Raw genomic sequence first — 280 nt, 5'->3', positions numbered from 1 at the left:
TGATGCGCGGCGCTTCTCAGGCCTACACAACACATCGCAATTTATTGAATTTGCAGATTATGGAAGGCCGGATAAGGCGTTTTCGCCGCATCCGGCAACCTGTCTTTACGCGGTAGCTTCATCCTCGGCTAAACGCGTTTCAGCATCCGCGACGATGGCTTCCAGCTCGCTCAACATCTCTTCATAGCCAAAATTTTTGGCGGTGCGAGCAGGTTCATTCGCCACCACGGGCTTCACTGGCTGGCGCTTTTTGGCCGATTTTTTACTCATCATCATCTCC

General features: G+C 52.1%; 1 protein-coding gene. It reads right to left on the bottom strand.

Annotated elements, in window-relative coordinates; genetic code table 11:
• Positions 1-105: 105 nt before the first annotated feature.
• Entirely contained in the window at positions 106-270 is a 165-nt protein-coding gene (gene yhaL, locus SB756_RS29490) for a protein YhaL (RefSeq protein ID WP_001426206.1), read from the bottom strand.
• Positions 271-280 lie beyond the last annotated feature (10 nt).

It is taken from the genome of Pseudomonas sp. SIMBA_068, from assembly GCF_046534705.1.
GTDB classification, from domain to species: domain Bacteria; phylum Pseudomonadota; class Gammaproteobacteria; order Pseudomonadales; family Pseudomonadaceae; genus Aquipseudomonas; species Aquipseudomonas putida.
This window is presented reverse-complemented; position numbering and strand designations above follow the sequence as displayed.